Genomic DNA, 21,640 nt, shown 5'->3' on the forward strand with positions numbered 1-21,640 from the left:
ACCTAGTGTTCTATCTTTCAACTCGACCAAATTTTTTGTATCTGGCAAATTTTCTAAATTGAAAAACCAAACTGATCTGATGATTATTATTTATCAATGAATGTAACTCATTACTAAGCGGAATACTATAGTTATATCCGAGGTTGAGCGCTTTTAAATTTACACCACTTCCAACATGCAATATTTCTGAATCTGTGTAACCAGCTTGTATCCAAATAATTTTGTTATACTCAAATTGAGTTGAAGCATAAATTTCATTCTGAATACCAGAAACTCCAGTTTTACTATACATTGTGGCTAATGTTAAGCGGTATTTATCTCCGCTGAAATAAAAATCATAATCTGCATAAGCATTTAAACCTTGTTCAATTCCATCGGTACCAACCAACATCGGGCTTGAAAATGAAACTTCTAATGATTTAAACTGATAAACTGCACCAAACTCAATACGAGTTTGAGTTTCGTTGTAATTACCTTGGTCTATAAGTGGATCATTGGCTTGCACATACCTATTAGTATATACATCTGTAGCCAATGAGTTTTTCTGGATACCCAAACCTAAACCAAAATTCAGTTTATGTTGCTTATTCAGATCAAGCTTATATCCTATTGATTGCTCAATTACCATGTTTTGCACATTGCCTTTTTGCAAATGCATAAATCTGGTTCCAATACTCAAATTGGTAGCCACTGGCATATCAAAGTTGATCAGATGAAAATAATTGGTAGCTTCATCATTTGTGCGGTTTGTTTGATAACTACCAGTAATCGACAATCGCGGTATGCCATCAAAACCTGCATAAGCATTATTAATACTAAACTTGTTCATCTGGAACAAGCGGTTTTCAACCGAATATTGTCCGTAACTTAAAAAAGGACAAAACACACAAGTAATTAAAAAATATAATATCTTTTTCATAGCTGCATCAGGTAATTTTATGAATTAGAAAGTACTGCTTGTGATAGCTATTTTATTTGATGATGGTCAAAATTTCTTTGTAGACAAAAGGTGTGTTAGAGGCACTAAAATGCAAGTAATATGTCCCTGCTTGCAAATCTGAACCTCCCCAAGAGTTATCGTAATCTGAAGTTGAATAAACTTCTATACCTCTACTATCAAAAATTGAAAGAGTATACTCTTCGTACAAATCCAGATTATGAATGAATAAAACATCATTATAACCATCACCATTTGGAGTAATTACATTATTGTAAGCAAACTCTTTCTCTATAATATCAATGATATTGATTGTAACTAAAGCTGTATCTTTTAAAGAAGGATTACCATTATCACTTACTTCAACCCTCAATGTATAATCAGTAGTTACTTCATAATCTAAAAGGGCATTGTTATCTACTGTCAAAATTCCATCTGTACTCAAAGCAAATACGCCTGAATCTGCACTAATCTCGATTATGCTATAAGTAAACTCTGTACCAGGGTCTTGATCAAAACTTGTAAATGTCCCTATCTCTGTTCCGCTAGATGTATTTTCATTAATGCTGAATGTTCGATCTTTTATCTCAGGCTTATCATTAGCATCTAAAACTTGAATGGTGAATTCTTTAGCTAAAGTACCTCCCCTACCATCATCTGTTTGTATTTTAATGGTATAAGAAGATTTTGTCTCAAAGTTTAAACTCTGAGCAGCAAATAAAGAATCCCCAGAAATTTCGAATAAAGAATTTTCAACTACCCCATCAACCAAAGTGTAAGTATGGATATCTGCCACATCTTGATCGTCTGTAGATAAAATAGCAACAAACTCTCCTACCTCATTATTTTCTGCTATTTGCTGATTCGAAATGAAAATATCAGTTGGAAGATCATTGATATTATCTACATAAATCTGAAATGATTTATCTATACTACCTCCTTTACTGTCTGTAGACTTCACTCTGATTGAATAAGCCGTGTCTGTTTCAAAATTGAAAGTTTGTAGCACATACAAAGTATCATTACTAATGTCGAACAGCGAATTATCTTTATCACCTTCACCAGTCAATAGTTCATAGGTGAAAGTATCTGTAGCATCATCATCTACTGTAGAAAACTTACCAACAAACAATCCTTCTGGCTGATTCTCTTGAACAACACTGTCAGTTAATGCCAAATCTGTCGGTTGGTTATTATCTTTGATAATTACCGGGTCTGAAAAACTTCCTAGAATGCCATCCGCTTGAAAAACAATAGGTGAAATTACAGAGCTACTAATTATATCGTCATTTTTACAATACAGTCTGAAGGTAATCTCTTCATTTACTTCATTGCTATAAATAATGATTTGAGCAACATACCTGTCTTTGCTTTCTAAATAAGTAACAGGTTTGGCTACACCTCTAACCTCATTACCAATAAATGCTGCTACTATATCTGCTGTATCTCTCGACTCTATGGTGTTGATGTTAAGTACTGCTGTAATTACCATCGAATTATTGTAAGCAGTAGGTTCAACCGCCCAATCGGGTGTTTGCCCTAACAAAGTAAAACTTGTTAAAGCAAACACGATTTGAAGTGAAAAAATTAATCTTATTTTCATTGATTTCAGATTTTTTAAAGCATGTATCTATGTGTTTTTAATGGTTTATTTTTTCAGAATTTTCTGATAGAGCGATTCTCCATCTTCTTTTTCTATTCTGATGATGTAAATACCATTAGCCAAACCTTTCGTCTTGATGTTATAATGGTTGCTGCCAACTTGTAAATCGTCGATAGCCTCTTTATGCACTTCTTTACCATTAACATCCACCAGAGTGACGGTAACACTACCTGCTTCAGGAGAATAAATATCTATATCTAAATTCTTCTCAAAAGGATTCGGATATGCTGTAAATTCTAGCTTTTCGACAATTGTGTTTACTGGATGATGTTCATCTCCGATTTGTAATAATACCGGATCAGTCATCGTACCTTCCAAATTGTCGTTTGTGAATTTGAAATCGCCAATTACTTCGTGAATCAATCCATCATTTCCATTAAAGAACTCAAACTCAATTTTTTCATCAAAGTTTGAATTACTGTAGATGGTCATAAAATAGACATCTTTCTCAAGTAAAGGATTATAAACCGGATAAGCTACACCTCTATATTCACCATTCACCACAGCTGCTAATCTACTCTTCTCAGACTCTAATTCATCTGGTAAGTTCTCTACTTCAATCACAGCATTCATGTTATACTTATATTTCGCCCAGTTCACATCCCAATTGGAATCGGTAACCCTACCTCTACTATCAACTCCTGATAAGAAGCCAGTTGTCTCTCTTTCTCCTGCTGAAAAACTTTGGTTAGGGAAAGTAATCGAACCTGATTTGGCTGCTTTCATCATATAACCTTCACCAGGATGTAGATAAGTTAAGTTACCAACCCAGCCAATACTTTCGACATAGATGGCTACCGCATACTGACTCTTGATTAAGTCACCAGTGGTTGCATTGGTGAAAGAAGACAATGCTTGGTTGATGGCCATATTCTTGAAGCCAACATAACCCACCCAGTTCCAATCTTTATTGATATTGATTGTAACTTCTTCGCCACGTAGCAATCTTCCTTTGTACTTAAATTCATTTGCATAACTCAAATACAACTTGTAAGCTTTGCCATTTTCGATACCACCACTTAAGGTAAGTGTACCTTTCCACCCTTCTTCTTTATCGTAGCTATCTACTTTGTCTATACCTTTGATTAAGTCTCCATTCTCTGCTTTTACCTCTTTCAACAATTCATCTGTAGACTTCAGAGAGTTTGCTGCCAAATAGTACGATACCCATTTCCAACCTTTCGGTAAAGTTGTAGAAGCTTCGATTACATCTTCTGCTTTTAGCAATTCTGGACTTGAAGGTGATCCGTAAATCGCATTTGGCGAGAATACAAAGTTTGGTGTTACATCTCGATGTACTTGTCCATCACTTGCATTCCAGATGCGGAAGTTCACTTGCTCACCAGTAGTACTGTTGCTGTAAACATTGATGAATGCCTGATAATTATCGTAAGCTGGTACATAAATTAAATCGGCAATTCCTCTACATTCATTTCCTACAAAAGCAGCTACTTTATCGTCTGGGTCTCTAGAAATCTCTCCATTAATTGATAGCTGAGCGATCACGTTCATAGAGAATTGATAATCTGTTTCTGTAATTTCCCAGTCTTCTGGAAGCGGTTTATACACTTTAAGATCGAGTACCATTACTTCTTCAAATCCGAATTCTGTTACCAATTGTAAGTCTTGACTGTAAGAGCCTATATTGATATTCGGATCGACAGTAAATACGATTCGCTCTGTGCTTACAGGTGAAATAGTTCCGCTACTAGGAGATGCACTCAACCAAGTTGGAAGGTTCTTAATTTCAAAGTTTGCGAACTTACCACCAGCGTTTTTGATCTTGGTTTCAAAAGTAAGTCCATCACCTTCTTCAATGGTATAATACAATGCTTCCTCTTCCCAAGTTACCTGATTCTTGTCTACAAATGCAGACCAAGTAACAGGAGATGAAAGTACATTGGCATTTAAATCTTCAACATTTTTTACTGTAATATCAAGAATTACATTTTCTAATAAACTATCAGGATCGTTGGTAGTAAGAATGATCTTATCTCCATTTGCAGAATAATTGAAGTTGATCTTACTTACTGGTCTTGGCAGTTTTACAGTTGGTGTAATCTCCGAATGTATTGCCGATCCACCAACACTAGCCGTATCTACAATTGCAGTTCCTGTACCATCAGCAGTGCTGCTAATAAATGTAGGATCGAGCACTTGTAAACCAGCCATTTCTTTGTACCTATCAAATGGATGATAAAGCTGTAAGCCTGGTTCATCTCCATTTAGCATATAATGCATATCTCTCTTAATCTGAGTGATCGGTCTTGCAATTTGCCAAACTTTAAGTTCATCAATTTTACCAGTAAAGAACTTATCGTGTTGTTCTGCCCCAGTTAGGTCTACCCAACCTCGTGAACCAATCCATAAACCAGCACCTCCAAATCCATTAAAGTCTTCGCTGGTAATAGTGTTTTTCTGTTCGCCATCAATCGCACAAACTGTATTTGTTCTTCTGTTTACGATTAATGCAAAGTGGTGCCACTCTCCATCGAAATAACTCTCATTCGTCGCTTGGAAAACTGTACCGTTATTCCAGACTTCGAAATAACCATTTGCATTGGCATTTACAGACCAACCATTTCTATTTGCGTCAATCAAATCACCTGAGACATCTTTGAGCGTATCTCCTCTACCATTCGATATTAATGTTGCATTAATCACATTACTACCCTTGAACCAGAACTCCAATGTGAAATTCATTTCATCTGTAACTGCTGGGCTCTTTGTTTTCACAAAGGCATCTGAACCATTAAAATCTACTGAGTGTCCGTTTGGCTCAACCTGCCAAGTAGCTTTTACAGTTGCATGACGATCTCTGGCTAAATCTTCGGCTATTGTGCCATAAGCTTCTTCCATTCTCCAGTTGCCGGTTAAGCCCGGTTCGTTGCCAGATAAGCGTTTGGTAGCATAAATATTTACTTCTGATAAGCTAAGTGCTTTTCTCCAAATTCTGAGTTCGTGGATATTTCCTTTAAATGGATTTGCAGCATCAAACTTTTGCTTACCAACTAAAATTTTACCTGTGCTTTTGTAATCAGGGCTGTAAGAGTTATCTGTTGCTTCTAACTGACCATCGATATAAATCGCGCCAGTACTTTCTTCTACATCAAATGTAACTGCATAATGGTGCCAGTACTCATCTGATATGCTCTTAGCTGAGGTGATTACTTGATTAGCAAGTGAAATTTCTAACTCGTTACTATTATTAAACCCGATGGTTAAGCCCTCCTCACTATTAAATCCTTGAGAGAATAGAATTTCTTTACCACTATTTTTTCTCTTGGCATAAAAGTCAATCGTGAATGATCTTCTTGCTAAGCTAATACCTTCAGGAATTTCCATGTAATTGGTCTCAACTCCATCGAAGTAAACACTTGCCGGATGTCTGATATCTGCTCCATTCAGCACACCTCTGATATCGAAGTTTGCAGGTCTCAATAAACCAGCATTTATAGGCTCATTAAACTGAATAAGAATTTCGTCTCCCGGTGATAATACTCCATCTGATGGTTGTGGTGCACCGAATGCATGTGGCGTTTCTCGATCAATTGTTCCTGAATGGATTGATGAATATACCCTAGTCAAATTACCAAGCTCACCGCAAATTGTAACTGCTCTTAGATCGTAATCTCCATCTGGCACGCTCCAAACATAACCTCCGTTGAGTGTTTTCGAGCCAACTTGTTTCCAAATATATTTAATAGAGCCATCTCCATCTCTGGCTATAATCGGATCTTCTTCTTTACCACCCAGAGCGGCTCGGTCTGTAGAATCTCTATAGTATGTTTCTAATAATACCCATGCATCATCACTTTCTCCCGAAGACTTGTATTGTAATTCTACTGCTCTAAAGTTTGGATAGTTGATATTGAAACCCCCAATCTGATACAGGATTCTGGTTGTATCATTATCGTCTACCAGACTATTATTTACCGTCCAATTATCTTGTGGTTGGAATATTACAGGCTCTGAACAACTTGGTAAGAAATAAGCTGAAACACTTACTGTATCATCCACATCCACATCATTATCTGTTAAATCATACTGACAAGCAGAATGTAGAACTAGCTGAACATTTTCGTAATTGAATTCGAATGGTCCACGTTCAATGGTTAACGACTTGCTTAACGATTGACCACCCGGCACCAGATAACTTCTGTTTGCCAAAATCGCCACTCCATCAATTTTTAAAACCAAACCATCCGGATTGGTAGATTCGATTACTTCTAGAATGTAATATTGGTTATCGTCTGTTTCACTTTCGTTAGCGAAAGTAAGATAGAATGAAGCTGATTCATCTGCCGGAATGTTATACAACTCTGCTTCTTTTTGAGAACCGTTAATATAAAGCCCCGGTTTGTCTCTTTGCAGTGTTCTATTACTTAAAGTAACATCTGTAGTACCTCCTAATTTGGCTTTTAAATCAGTAAGTAAGGTTTGCTTTTTCTCTAATTTTTCTTTTCTGGCTTCAAGTTTTCTGAGATCAGCTTTCATCTTTTCGATTTCTGAACCTCCTACTCCACCAACAACTGCTGCAATTGGCAAGCCTGCACCCGGAATGTAAATTGCTGAACCAGCAGAAATAGTACTCACAACTCCTGTTGCTGCATCTATTGCTACCTCTAGGTCATCAATATCTTCAGTAAGATTATCTATTTCATTTTGAATGTTTACAAGAATTTCACCCACATATTCTTTTGAAGTAAACTTCATTGTAACCTCATCTTCATGAGGGCAAGCCGTTTGCCCTGCAAGTGTCTGGAATATTGGCGTATTCTTATATGAATTTTTATTGAAAGCTGAATAAGGGTCTTCATTCGTACCATAAATATTTATGGTCTCGCTATCTCCTACATCATCGTCATTAATACTATAGCCAATTGTAAAGCTATCTCCATTAGAGGTGGACGAGCTAGTCGTATTGGTATATGAGAATTTAATGTTATAGTCAATTGTTGCACCACTGCCTGATTCAGAAAGCTTTGATTCTGTACCTACCTCTGCGAATGGTCCAATACTAAAGTTCTTAAAATCTGTATCTTCCCATTCTGCGGTGTATTCATAGGTATATTCACTCTGTCCGCTAATACTTATATTTTCACTTTTAGAAGAAAATCCTTCAATTGCCAACCATTTAGCTATCTCATTATCAGCTAAAGTGTTGGTCCACATTTTTAACTGTTGGTTAAACCAACGTAATGAGTCAATTTCACCTTTTCTAGTTGGAGTAAATGTATAACTCGGACCTGTATTAGGATAGTAAATACCATCTGGACCTGTTGGAGATAAATCGTTAGATACAGCTAAAGTACCCCAAACAATATCATCATTATCAGTACCTAAGTGTTCTGCGATCCAATCTTCGTCTTTTCCAGAATAATTTGTCGCATTTACCTTATTTACATACTTACTATTACCTGTAAGCAAATTATCTCTTAAAGCTTTAAGGTTTGGAATAAGATAATTTTCAATATGGTTTTGATCGTATACGAATGTTGTATTTATGCCACCTTGCCCAAATGCTAACTGCTTATAGCGAGCGAGTTTCATGGTTTTGATATTGCCATCTTTGTCTTTAGCAGTCACTGTAAGATCAACTGGGCACTCAACATTACTTAAAGCACAATCTGCTTCATCTACTAAAGAAAGATTTTTAACTATACCAAATAGCAAGTTGGTTGAAGAACCTACAAATAAATCACTTGGAGCTCCGACTAGCGTAGGATCATCTCTAGTTTGGAAACTCGTATTTGTTTCATAAGAGTAAACATTTTCTGAACCAAAACCTCCACTCACATTCAGTCCTAAAGTACCTGCAGTAGTCACATTCGCGGTTGATTTCGTAATTACACCTAAACCTTTGTACAATTCAAGACCTGCTGTGGTTTTAAGTGTTAAGCCAACCGAACCATCAAAATCATTAGATACTTCTTTTGTACTTGTAAAAGTAGAACCTTTAGAAATATAGCTGTAACTACCATCAAATGGTGGGTCTCTTAATACAAAATCAACGTTATCTGGACCTTTGGTTACAAAGTTATTTCCGATTTGTAAACCACCCAATACATAACCCTTAAATGGATTCGGTTGTCCACCTGCACCAAGCTCTGGCCATTCGATTATATTCGTTCCTGCTTTTGCCTGAATAGTAAAGGTTTTTAGATAACTTTCTTCAGGTTTACTGGCATTTGCAAGCAAGTTTGGTGTACCAGCTTTAAAATGGTAGAGCGTATCCCAACTATCCATTTTAATAATATCTGCACCAGAGTTAGAATACAAATATGCTTGCTCTTGATCTCCACTTGTTTCTAAATAGAAACCTGTACCCAATGAGTTGTTTATTGTTAACTCAGCATCAGTAACAGGTACATTAAATCCTTTATTGGAATCAATGTTTTTATATTGCTCAAACAAGAAGATGTTCATTTTATAAGAGCTACCCTGCTGGAATACTCTATAATTAAGTGTACTCAAATCAGCATAGTAATTCTTATCAGAAGCATCTTTCATTACCAATAATGAGTCACCACCATACTTAGTAAAATCTCTACCATATTGGTCAGTAACAATTATTACTGGTTTGTTTCTGAGAATAAAGTTTCTTTTGAAATGATAAACATATGCATTTACTGTATCTAATACCTCCTTCGCTTTGTAGATCACCATAAAGGAATCTGTTACAGTAACAACAGTTGTATCAAACACATTGGTCGTATTATTAAATGCAATGACTGTATCTGGTCTGTCAATTTCCATCATTACCAGATCATCAGTAATGCCAGTTGTATCTAACAATACTGTGTTATCTGAATTAATATAAATAGTTGTATCTTGATCTGTTACATACACACTATCCAATGATTCTGTATCGAAAACCAACGTAGACATATCTACATTTTCTTGTGCTAATGGTGCTCCAACAGCATCTGTAAATACAAAAGAATCATCTTTCTTATATTTTACATCTGTAACTTTGTATTCTTTTGGTGGCAACGCAACTGAATATTCACCTGATGTATCATTGGTAAATACAGTTTCTGAAACCAAACCACCATCATTGGCCGATTCTAAAGTGAATTTAACTACACCTATGTTATTGGTACTTTTGCCAAATCCTAAGATTTTGTCTCTTTCAACAGGACCACCAACAGCACGACCAATTAATACTTTAGTAGTACTATCGAGCATAATGATGCCTGATACTGGTTCTTGGAAATCCCAAGTATCTTTGTCTAATGGGAAGCGACCAGTATTTTGAATAGTATGATTTAGCTTTTTAAATTCTAAAAAGTGTCTACCAATCGGAACCTGAATATCGAAAGCGCCATAATCATCTGTAGTTACCAAATTACCATCTTTTACAGCGGCAATTTCTCCATCTATGTAGATGCTGATTCCTTTAGAACCAACCTCTTGTTCTCCATTTTTACTTAGATGAGTAAAGTATACATTACCTGTTACCCTAAATGAAGAAATATCTTTAAAATCAACTCCATTTTCAACGCTACTTCCTTCACCTAAAAATACAATTTGTTTGCTCGGATCGAAACTGTGAATAGCTCCACCTAAAGTCATTGTAGGTGAAATAGTAAAGTTCTCTCCACTACCCTCGTAAATAATACCTGTAATTGAATAGTTACCCGCTTCATCAGTATAAGAAGCATTAGCTAACTGACTTCCAGTAGGAATTTCATCACTCCAAGTTGCTCCAAACAGATTGCCATCATTTTGATGATAGACTCCACTTTCTTCAGAAGCATCAAATATAAATGGCCCTACTCCTTCATCAAATCTCCAATATGCTTGCAAGCCATCTTCATCTGGATTAACTATTCTGCCATAATCTCTAATTACTTGATCTGAATCTAAAGTATTTTTATAAATCCTAACTTCATCTATATATCCGTTGAAATAGCTTGTACCTCCTTCGTTTCTTCCCAGATATATGTTGTTAACAGTGTTTGCAATACCTCCAACTGCTATCTTCTGCGATGCGGCTACTAAACCATTGATATATATTTTCAAGCTATCACTCGTATCGTGTGTAACGGTGATGTTTACATAATCTCCTGCGGTTAAGGCTGTATCTGATTGTACATATTCGAAATTGCCACTTTTATACACCCCTACTTTCACCTTATCATTGTTAAGTAGTAATGTATAAGAATTGTGCTTGTAGATTAAGACTTGCTCTCCAGAAACTGTTTCTGGTCTAACCCACATACTTAAAGTGAAGTCTTTAGCTAAATTCGAAAAGCCTGCACCACCAATCTGAGCATAATCATTCACCCCATCAAAGAATAGTGCATTACCTGAAACACCATCTTGTCTCTCTGCAATTACTTTTACATCTGGTACAGCAACTCCACCTTCATACACTATATTACCATTTACAAATGCTACTGGTAATCTAAAACCAACATCATAACCTACTCCATTAGCAGGTAGGTTTAAATTGCTATAATCTCTACCATCTAACAGATTAACATCGAATGTTAATTGAGTTTCTAAACCACACTCATTTTCAGCAATAATAAAGTACTCATACAACTGGCGTGCTTTTGTTACATCATCAATCCAGTTTCTTTCTTCACCTGTTACAGCTTCCATAAATTCGGGAACTACTGCACTACCCAATTCTCTTCTATAAATCTTATATCTGTTTACAAAAGATGCATTGTCTCCACTTGTCCATTGTAAAACTACGCGGTTACCAAAGTATCCTTTAGATGCTTCTAACCTATCGCTATCTAATACTTGGCTAATATCTACATCGGTAATATTGATTACATCTTTACTCGCGTCACTTACTAATTTGGCTTTTCCGGCAGTAACTTCTTTACACACATTATAAGCAAATAGCTCATACTCATAAGCTTCACAAGACTTGGCATCTTGGTCTGTAAATGTTATATCATCAGGGTCTTCTATTGTAAATTCTTTCTCACCACCATTAATACCTCTTCTCACAATTCTATATCCTTCTGCATACGCACCTTTAGTCCAAGTTAAGCGAACTCCAGAATTTGCACCTGTAATCAACTCCATCTTAAAGTTGGATGGCGCAGTAGGATCAGCAGGTGAAATACCACTTACAAAATCCGACTCATCTCCTTCTTTATCACAATCGTCGCTTACTGCACTAATTTTATAATAGTAGGTAGCACCTCTGGTTAAACCAGTGTCTGTATAAGTTCTTTTAGATTTTGATACAGTTGCGATTTTGGAATATGTACCGTTTTCGGTAGTGCTTCTTTTTAACCAAAATTCTTTAGGATTGCTAAAAGACCATTGCCATTCTAATTTAACAGAACCATCGCAACGATCTACAGATGCTGTTAAACCAGCTGGTGCACCTAAAGATTCAATTGTATTACCTTGAGCACTTACAGTACTACTTTCGTAAACTCTTCCACCTTCTGTGTATCTGATAGCAACTTTATAAGTATGCGTACCAGTAGTAGTTCTTTTATAAGTTTTAGTAGTTCCACTAACAGTTGCTATCAGTGAACCATCTTCGTAAATAATATATTGATAGTTTGAACCATAACCCTTTAAATCTGATGGATCATCCCAGCTTAAATCAATTTCACCACAACCAGGTGTTGCTGTTAAACTACCAGGAATTGGCAGTGCCGGAAAACTAATAGTTTTAGAAGGTTTGGGGTTAGGAACTCCTAAGCCATCTCCTTCTGCACCCACATAAAAAGTAATAGATTTACCTAACCATTCTGGTCTAATATAAAATCGGATACCTACATATAAATCATCATTACTTACAGTTTTTTCAAAACCGTTGTACTTGAGGTCTGCTTCTCCTTTATAATTATAGATATAGTAATCATGTTGACCACAATTATCATGATCCCAAACAATTTGAGTTCCTGCTTTGGAGTAGTCACCATGTAATAAGACAAATAATCGATCATCACCTGCTAATTCGATACTATTCCACCTCAGCCAGTCATCACTACCACAACCACCGTCGTCTTCATCAAGCAACATCGCCTTGTAATACAAGTTAAAGTCTGCCTGATAAAAATTCATGTCCCACTGACTGGTACCAAAGTAACCTTCATCGTGGTGAACGGTCATATTTGACCATTGCGCAAACGAAATTTGAGAAAAAAATAGAGATACCAAACATAGCAGAAATGTTATTTTTTTATTTGGTATGTAGATGTGTCCATGGTAATTTTTCAATTCCATACAATTGCCGATTAGATCAAAGATATTTTAGGGTTACTCCCGAAGTAAGTTTTGTATGAATCGAAGGGCAATTAGATACGATCAGAAAATGAAAAAATATCTGATAATAGGTTTAATTGCGGCTTAAATCCACGCTAGTTCTGATTGGATAGTAAATAAACTGAGCTAAAGTGGATAATATTTTAGAAGAGTAATTAAAATGCTTAAAAAGCATAAATTGTAAGATTTTGAGGGTTTTAAGCTGTTTTTCAAATTAAAAATATAATTGGATATACAACTTTATTTATTGATTATAATGCTGATTATCAATTATTTAAGTGTATAATAACTAAGCTATATTTCACTTACATTGAATAAATATTAAATTTTACTTTTAATTGGGTATAAATTAGAGTTTTAAATAAATCGTGTTTTTTTTTAAAAAAATGTTTATAAATCACATCATCATCTAATGCATCTAAAAAAGTTTTGTAACCTTTAAAATGGGGACAAATACATTCCAGAGTAGTACAGTTTTAACCAGCTTTATTTCTAAATTTCAGCAAAACCATAATTAGGTAAATTTTAAATATGAAACATATGAAAAATAATTCCTTTGCAAATGCGAAGAGAGCAACACTCCTACTGCTATTTTCGATTTGTATTCACACCTCAATTGCTCAACCTCAACTAAAAATTATAGAAGTTGAAGTAACAGCAGATCATCCTAACTGGCAGTATAAACTTGGTGAAAAAGTTGAATTTAAGATAAGTGTAGAGAGGAATAACCAACCTTTAAAAAATGTTGAAATAAGTTACAGAACAGGCCTTGAAAAGTTAGTACCTGAAGAAACCAAAACTATGGTTTTGAAAGATGGAACTGGCTCAATTAAAGTAGATGGTTTAAAGAAATCTGGATTTTTAAGATGTTGGGTAGACGCCACTATCGATGGCAAAAAATATACTGGTTATGCTACTGCTGGTTTTGAACCAGAGAAGATTCAACCAGTTGTGAAAATGCCCGAAGACTTTGATACTTTCTGGGAAGATGCAAAAGCAGAACTAGCTAAAATTCCTTTAGATGCAGAAATGACATTACTGCCAGAAAGATGTACTGAGAAAGTAAATGTTTATCATGTAAACATTCAGAATTATCCGGGTAGAAGCAGGATGTATGGAATCCTTTCTATGCCAAAAGCCAGTGGTAAATATCCTGCTATTTTGAGAGTACCTGGTGCTGGTGTTCGTGCTTACTATGGTGATGTAGCAACTGCTGAAAAAGGAATTATTACATTACAGATTGGGATTCATGGTGTGCCTGTAAATCTCGATCCGGAAGTTTATGAAAACTTGAGATATGGTGCTCTTGATAATTATTGGGTTTATAACCTTAAAGACAAAGACCAATACTATTATAAAAGAGTTTATTTGGGCTGTGTAAGAGCCGTTGATTTTATTTATAGCTTACCAGAATTTGATACGCAAAATATTGCTGTTGCAGGTGGAAGCCAAGGAGGTGCACTTTCGATAATTACAGCGGGTTTAGATTCGAGAATTAAATGGCTTGCTCCTTTTTATCCAGCTCTTTGCGATTTGGTTGGTTATACCGAAAATCGTGCAGGTGGTTGGCCACACATGTTCCACCCAGATAACCCTCACCACCAAACAGAAGCTGAAATGCAAGTTTCGGCCTATTATGATGTAGTAAACTTTGCTAAAAAAGTTAATGTACCTGGTTTCTATTCGTGGGGATTTAATGACAATGTTTGCCCGCCAACTTCTATGTACGCAGCATACAATGTTATTAAAGCTACGAAAGAACTTTTACTGGCTGAACAAACTGCTCACTGGTCTTTTCCAGAACAAAGGGAGACTAGCGAAAATTGGTTATTATCTAAACTGAAACCAGAATAATAATTTAATATTATCTTATTTATAAAAATTTAAGCAGTATACAATTAATATATACTGCTTAAATTTTTTGTTAATTATCATTTTTAAAGTATTTATCTGCAAATGAAATATATTGCTGCCAATCGTAGTCTTTTACATCATGCCCTCCTGTTCTTATATGGTAACCTGTATATAAAGTTTGTAAAGATTGATCTACTTTAGGCATTTCTTCTTTCCCGATATTTGGCAAACCATACAGTTCGTAAACTGCAGAAGCTTCTTTAAGCGATAAAAACTCACCTATAGGGTCTGCCCATTGGTCTTCTACAGCACTGGCTACATATACAGGTCTGGGAGCCATTAAAGCCAAAAACATATGTTGGTCAAATGGCAATGCTGTTTCGTTCTCATTATACTTTTTAAAATTTCCGCAGAACCAATGTGGGAAAGACTCATTAATTTTACCTACAGTTTCTCCTACCGCCCTTTTCGATAAAGCCGCTCCACCACAACCAGAGTCATTAGATATCACTATGGCAAAACGTTCATCATAGGCTCCGGCACAAAGTGAAGCTTTGCCCAAACGCGAATGACCAAACACTGCTACTTTTTTCGAATCAATTTCTTTACTGGTTTCCAAATAGTCCATAGCACGACTCAAACCCCATGCCCACGCAGCTACAGAACCCCACTCATTAGAATCCGGTTTTTCCTGCTCTTCTGAGTAAAAAAACGGATGAATTCCATCTTTAAAATTGTTATAATCAGGGTCAATATCTCCGTAGTAAAAAGTTACCAAACCATAGCCGCTTTGTATGATTATATCTACTGGCCAGCGATTTTCTCTTACTCCTCTAGAAGCTTCTGTTGCTTGGTGATCTTCAATTCCAAACTTTTCATTTGCCATCATCCATTTGTTAGAAAGTAAAATGTTTTCGTCTGCCTGAATACTATGGTTTCCATAAAAGTTTGTGGTTAAAAATACGGGTACAGCTTCTGGTTCTCCTTTAGGCAAATAAATAAGCAAATCCATTGATAGCGATTTTTCACCCTTCTCAAAAGTGATTCTTACTTGCCTGCGAATTGCCTTGCTATTTAGCGCATCGTTAGAAGATTCAAGCACATGGTAACTTGTTTTAAGCTTACCTTTCGGAATGATGCCATACATCTCCTCTTGAAACATTTTCAAAATTTCTGGTCTTCTTTTCTTTTCCCACTGTTTTACTGAGCTAACAGGTTCTCCATTTAAATTGGTGAGAATTGGCATTAATTTATATTCGGGAATTTTACTTTCGTCGTAATTAGGTGTGAATTGTTGTGCTTGTATTTTTACAAAACTCAAAATACAAATCAGAATTAGTAGTAAATTTATCTTCATGCTATGGAGTGATTAATATCTTATTGCAGATTAAGAAAAAAATCACTCTTTAACAAGCTCATATTTATTCATCTGCCATTCTCTTACACCACCTACAAAATTGTAAATTTCTTTAAAGCCCATATCTTTAAGTTTGCGCATAGCAGCAGTACTTCTACCACCTACAGCACAATACACTACCACAAGTTTGTCTTTATTTAACTCATTCACTTTTTCATTAAAATCAGCACTATTTATACTTATCAGTTTTGCTCCTTTTATGTGTCCACGCTGGTATTCTCTCCCCGTTCTTACATCTACCAATTGCATATCATTTTCCAGCATATCATGCAACTCGTCACTATTGATATTTTTTACAATTACTGAATTTTCTTGAGCAAAAAGACTGATTGAGCTAATAGTGAATAGCGTTATAATGAATAGTTTTTTCATAAGGCGTTAATAAATTTTGATGTTGCTTTTTTATTTAATTGAATGTAAACCTCAATTAATTCCCTTCTAATTGAAATACTGGACTAAAAAAGCTAAATAATTCTGGTATTTTGGTTACAAAAGTTACATTTCATACTTATCTGAAATATAACTGAATGTATTACCAGAATTTTTTCATAGGATTTTTTTTATATTAAAATGGATTATCAGGATAGATTTGTTATTAAAAATAATTAATATTGGGTGGGAAAACTGATATTTATTTTACTATCTATTAAACTGACTACTGTTAAAGATTCTTTAACTACCAACATTATGCTTATTTTTAAGCATAACATGTCAATTAATTTTCAAGAAGATAATCTTAATGCTACAAAGTTTTACAAAACTCGCTTTAGTTTTCCTGCTAGCCTTTTCCAGTTTAAATGCATTTTCTCAGGATACTTCCCCCGTTAAACAAGCAGTTGCTGCAAATAACTTGCTTCAAGAAGCTTACAATTTTACCGATAAGCTTTATTACAACACCATTGAAACAAGTGCATCTATTTATAAAGGCGAAGAGTATGTCTTTTACTCTTTTAGAATAGATGGTGACCCATTCTTTTACAGTGAAGAAAGTGATTTTGGTGATATCCGATATGGTGGTATATTGTATAAAAATATTGAATACCGATACGATATATATTTAAAAAAGCTAGTAGTAGCCCATAACAAGCTTTCTTATAACATCTGTATTGATACTGCAATGGTCGATTATTTTAAGCTTCACAATCATCAATTTTACAAATTAGAAGCCGATAGCAGCGAAACTATTAAACATGGTTTTTATGATATGCTGGTAGATGGCGATGCTAAACTTTATGCAAAACGCTCTAAGAGTCTTCAAAAAGAAATTGAAAATCAGCAAATACACGAATGGTTTGATATTGAAGATAAATATTACCTTTTTAAAGACGGTGTTTACTACAAGGTTAAGAAAAAAGGATCTTTGCTTAAAGTTTTAAAAAACAAAAAGAAAGCACTTAAAAGCCATATAAAATCCGAAGGTATAAAATTTAAAAAATCACCTGAAAATGGACTTATCCAAACTGTAAACTATTACAATAAATTACTACAGCAATGAGCAAACACTACACAAAACACTATTTAATAATATTCTTATCTATAATTACTACAAACCTTTTATTTGCTCAACAAAACGAGCAACCTCTTCTTACTGTAAATTTGAGTAATGCTCATTTCGAAGAATTGGTAAACAGTATAGAAAGCCAAAGTAACTATAGGTTTTATTTTGATACATTAAACACAGACACACTACTGGTAAATGTTCAAATGCAAAATAAAACCATAAATATAATTCTGGATGAAGTACTTAAAGGTGATGAATTTAATTATTCTGTAGATAAAGAAAATCACGTATTTGTTACTCATGGCAGAAAAATCCAACCTGAATTACCTTACAACTTCTTTAGCCGCGAAAAGAATAATGTTGAAAAAACAGAAGAAGAAGCCGAAGAAAGTATTGTAGTAGATTACTTCCAAAACAACCAAGTAATTGGAGCCTCTCAAGAATCTAAACTTTATGAGATTGGCATTAAGAGCAATGTTATAAAGAAGGGCAATGCCACGATTTCTGGTAGAGTAATTGACCAGCGAACTGGCGAACCGATTGTTGGTGCAGCAGTTTATATCGAAGAACCCCTTATTGGTGTATCTGCCGATCAACTTGGCTATTACAGCCTTAGCATTCCGAAAGGAAAGCACAAATTGAAGATAAACAGTTTGGGTATGCGTAGCACAGAAAGAAACATCATTATGTATTCTGATGGTACGCTAGACATTGAAATGCAAGAAAGTGTACAGTCACTAAAAGAAGTAGTTGTAGAAGCTGAACTAGAGCAAAACGTGATAAACCCTCAAATGGGAATTGAGAAAATGGATATTAAAACCATTAAGCAAATTCCGACGGCCATGGGTGAGAGCGATGTGCTTCGTGTAGTGTTAACCTTGCCAGGTGTAAGCTCTGTTGGTGAGGCTAGTACTGGTTTCAATGTAAGAGGTGGTGCAGTAGATCAAAACCTTATTTTGTTAAACGATGCCACCATCTATAATCCTTCTCACCTTTTCGGGTTTTTCTCTGCCTTTAACCCAGACATGTTAAAAGATGTACAACTTTACAAAAGTAGTATTCCGGCAAAATATGGTGGAAGGCTCTCTTCTGTATTAGATATAACTGGTAGAGAAGGTAACAAGAAAAAATTCTCTGGTTCTGGTGGTTTAGGCTTAATCACATCAAGGCTTACTTTAGAAGGACCAATAGGCTCAGAAAAAACATCTTTTATTGTTAGTGGTAGATCGAATTACTCAAACTGGTTGCTTAAAGAACTAGACGATCCAGATTTTAGAAAAAGTAAAGCCTCTTTCTACGATATCAATTTTGGTATTTCACATGAGTTTAATGAGAAAAACTCTTTGTTTGTAAATGGATATTATAGTACCGACCAATTCCAGTTTAGAAACGATACTACCTATAAGTATAAAAACCAAGCTCTTACAGCTAAGTGGAAAACTATTGTAAACGATAAACTTTACGGTGAATTAAGTGCTAGCTACAGCAAGTATGATTTTTCTGTAGAAGCAGACCTCAATCCTGTAAATGCTTATAAACTCGATTTCAGTATCGAGGAATCTAAAGTGAAAGCAGGCATGAGTTTCTTCCCAAATGCTGAACATGGACTTGAGTTTGGAGTATCGAGTAAAATGTACAAATTAAAGCCGGGATCATTCCAACCAAATAGTTCAGAATCTCTCGTTTCGCCCGATGAACTCGAAAGTGAAAAGGCGCTTGAATCTGCCATTTACTTATCTGATGATTTTAGCCTGTCTCCAAAAATTTCTATTAATGCTGGTTTGAGGTATGTTATGTACAATTACATGGGACCAAAAACGGTATACAACTATGTTTCTGGTGTACCTAAAACAGAAAACTCTGTACTCGATACCATCAATTACAGCAATAACGAATTTATTAAAACCTATTCTGGACCAGAAGTTAGAGCAGCCATTCGCTACTCATTTACCCAACAAGCTTCAGTAAAACTGAGCTATAACATGCAAAGGCAGTTTATCCACATGTTATCGAATTCAACTTCTATATCGCCAACAGATATCTGGAAACTCAGCGATACGCATATTAAACCACAGTATGGTCAACAACTTTCTCTCGGTTTGTATAAAAACTTTCAGTACGGAATTATAGAAACTTCTATAGAAGGTTATGTGAAAAAGGTGGATCATTACCTCGATTATAAAAGTGGTGCTTCACTCATTATGAATCACAATATCGAAACTGATGTAATTAATACAGAAGCAAGAAGCTATGGTGTAGAAGTAATGCTTAAAAAAACTCGTGGAAAGCTTAATGGTTGGGTAAGTTATACTTACTCTCGCTCATTGTTAAAACAAAAAGATCCAATAGCAGGAGAGTTAATTAACGAAGGCGATTGGTACCCTTCGAACTTCGATAAACCACACGATTTTACTATGGTAGGTAATTATAAATTTACACACCGCTATAGTTTATCTCTTAACTTTACTTACAGTACTGGCCGACCAATTACCTTACCTGTAGGTAGTTTCTACTACGGTGGTTCAGAAAGAGTATATTATTCAAACAGAAACGAATATCGCATTCCTGATTACTACAGAGCAGATGTCGCTTTCAATATTGAAGGCAATCACAAAATAAGAAAACTGGCTCACAGCTCTTGGACACTCGCAATCTACAATCTAACCGGAAGAAAAAATCCTTACTCTATCTTCTTTACTGCAGAAGATGGGGAAATTAACGGATACAAACTTTCTATCTTCGGTAGACCTATACCAACCATCACATATAACTTTAAATTTTAATTGACTATCACGATGAAATCGAGCTTTAATATCAAACACATACTATTTATTTTAATTACAGCAATGCTGGCTGTTTCATGTCTCGAAGAGTATACTCCTGAAATTGTAGAAAATGATGAAAATATACTAGTTGTAGAAGGTAATATAGGAGACATTGTAACTAGTATTCAATTAAGTAGAACTACATCTCTTGGTGTAAACTCATTGGTAGGAGAAAGCAATGCCAAAGTAATTGTAGAAGATGAATCACAAAGTTTTCAACAAGAACTTACCGAAAAAGATGGCGGCTTATACGAAGATAGTATAGTTCTCGAGCTAAATAAAAAATATAGAATTAGAATTATTACTAGTGGAGATCAACAATTTGTTTCTGAAGCACTCAGCATTTTAAAAACACCCGTGATAGATAGCGTTGGTTGGGATGCCGGTACTTATGGTTTACAGATTCATGTTTCTACTCATGATGATACTGATGAAACCCAATATTACTACTGGACTTACGAAGAAACTTATGTGTATACTTCAAGATACTATTCGTATTTCTTCTATGAAAATGATGAAATACAATATAGAGATTCGGAAGATCAGATTTATACATGTTGGAAGACAAATTCTGGAACTGAGATTAATGTAGGCAGTACCATTCAACTAACCGAAAATGTAATTTACAAGCAGCCAATTACTCTAATCGTTCCTTCTGATAATGTGAAACTAGCTAGAAAGTATGCGATTAAGGTAACTCAAAGAGCTATTTCTAAAGATTATTACGAGTTCTGGGAATTATTAAAGCAAAACTCAGAAGAACTCGGAACTCTGTTTGATCCACAACCCTCTCAGCTTACTACTAATTTTACTTCTGTTAATAGTGAAGATGATAAAATTCTAGGCTATATAGGCGCAAGCACACTCGAAGAAGAAAGAAAGTTTATAGAACGATCTGACCTCCCTTATGACGATATCCCTTATTACTACAATAGTTTTTGCACGCTCGACACTGTTTTGAATAATCCAGATTCATTGGCAGAGGCATTTAGAGGAGGTGTAAACATCCCTACAACAGAAATAAATAATGGAGGTATTGTAACGCATTATGTGGGTTCATCTCCAAGTTGTGTGGATTGTACAACTTATGGAGGTACTACAGATGAGCCAGATTTTTGGGACGAAGAGTAAATTATTCACTTCCAAAATCTGAAAATATTAAATAAAACTTAGAAAATATTAAAACTAATTG

Annotated in this window: 9 protein-coding genes; 4 read left to right on the plus strand and 5 right to left on the minus strand. The window is 35.2% G+C overall.

Features of this window, described 5'->3' with window-relative positions; all coding sequences use genetic code 11:
- Positions 1-10 precede the first annotated feature (10 nt).
- Genes OQ292_RS25370 through OQ292_RS25380 form a run of 3 tightly spaced genes read right to left on the minus strand, consistent with a single transcriptional unit; the run spans position 11 to position 12,812 of the window.
- The gene (locus OQ292_RS25370; protein WP_284686985.1) at positions 11-919 is read right to left on the minus strand and encodes a type IX secretion system membrane protein PorP/SprF; all 909 of its coding nucleotides are present in this window, start codon (positions 917-919) and stop codon (positions 11-13) included.
- Between the two features lie 52 nt (positions 920-971).
- Entirely contained in the window at positions 972-2,540 is a 1,569-nt protein-coding gene (locus OQ292_RS25375) for a cadherin domain-containing protein (protein WP_284686986.1), read from the minus strand.
- 45 nt (positions 2,541-2,585) lie between these two features.
- Positions 2,586-12,812 (minus strand): LamG-like jellyroll fold domain-containing protein, encoded by a 10,227-nt coding sequence (locus OQ292_RS25380; RefSeq protein ID WP_284686987.1) that lies wholly within the window; start codon positions 12,810-12,812, stop codon positions 2,586-2,588.
- A gap of 579 nt (positions 12,813-13,391) precedes the next feature.
- Here OQ292_RS25380 and OQ292_RS25385 point away from each other — a divergent pair.
- Positions 13,392-14,705 (plus strand): acetylxylan esterase, encoded by a 1,314-nt coding sequence (locus tag OQ292_RS25385; protein ID WP_284686988.1) that lies wholly within the window; start codon positions 13,392-13,394, stop codon positions 14,703-14,705.
- 70 nt (positions 14,706-14,775) lie between these two features.
- Here the strand turns inward: OQ292_RS25385 and OQ292_RS25390 are convergent, their stop codons facing one another.
- Together OQ292_RS25390 and OQ292_RS25395 are read right to left on the minus strand one after the other, a co-directional pair.
- Positions 14,776-16,062 (minus strand): glucuronyl esterase domain-containing protein, encoded by a 1,287-nt coding sequence (locus OQ292_RS25390; RefSeq protein WP_284686989.1) that lies wholly within the window; start codon positions 16,060-16,062, stop codon positions 14,776-14,778.
- A gap of 42 nt (positions 16,063-16,104) precedes the next feature.
- A complete protein-coding gene (locus OQ292_RS25395; protein ID WP_284686990.1) occupies positions 16,105-16,494 on the minus strand; it encodes a rhodanese-like domain-containing protein in 390 nt (129 codons plus the stop codon).
- 367 nt (positions 16,495-16,861) lie between these two features.
- Here OQ292_RS25395 and OQ292_RS25400 point away from each other — a divergent pair, with 367 nt between their 5' ends.
- Genes OQ292_RS25400 through OQ292_RS25410 form a run of 3 tightly spaced genes read left to right on the plus strand, consistent with a single transcriptional unit; the run spans position 16,862 to position 21,579 of the window.
- Complete coding sequence (locus tag OQ292_RS25400; protein ID WP_284686991.1) at positions 16,862-17,617, plus strand: hypothetical protein; 756 nt, start codon at positions 16,862-16,864, stop codon at positions 17,615-17,617.
- Complete coding sequence (locus tag OQ292_RS25405; protein ID WP_284686992.1) at positions 17,614-20,406, plus strand: TonB-dependent receptor; 2,793 nt, start codon at positions 17,614-17,616, stop codon at positions 20,404-20,406. Before OQ292_RS25400 ends, OQ292_RS25405 begins: the two co-directional genes overlap by 4 nt.
- A 12-nt stretch (positions 20,407-20,418) precedes the next feature.
- Positions 20,419-21,579, plus strand: coding sequence for a DUF4249 domain-containing protein (locus OQ292_RS25410; RefSeq protein WP_284686993.1), 1,161 nt, complete (start codon positions 20,419-20,421; stop codon positions 21,577-21,579).
- Positions 21,580-21,640: the final 61 nt, after the last annotated feature.

Source organism: Chondrinema litorale (assembly GCF_026250525.1).
In the GTDB taxonomy this organism is placed as follows: Bacteria; Bacteroidota; Bacteroidia; order Cytophagales; family Flammeovirgaceae; genus Chondrinema; species Chondrinema litorale.